The 354-nt window shown below is 34.2% G+C and carries 1 pseudogene; it reads left to right on the forward strand.

The features are described from left to right. A pseudogene (locus ACYQZV_RS09130) lies at positions 1 to 354 on the forward strand (carbohydrate porin); the annotation flags it as partial.

A 354-nucleotide genomic window follows, 5' to 3' on the forward strand; every position in this document is an offset into this window, starting at 1 on the left:
ATAGGTTCAAATCTTACTTCAAATATACAGGCTTATCTTGATATAGCGCTTTTTAAAGGAAATGGTGTAGGTGGTGGTCAAGGAATAGCTGGATATCCAAATTATCTATACATAAGGTCTGGTACTGCAAACCTTGGCAAAAACCCCTACATAGCAAGAGCTTATATTATATACACAAAAGCTTTGTCAAACAAACTAAGCTATCAAAAAAGACATGCAGATCAACTTCCAGGATACTATCCCCAAGATTACTTTTATATCAAGATAGGTAAATTTTCTATAGGAGATGATTTTGACAACAACAAATATGCAAACTCCCCAAGGACTCAGTTTTTGAACTACGATTTTAACCAA

This window comes from Hydrogenobaculum acidophilum, assembly GCF_054656715.1.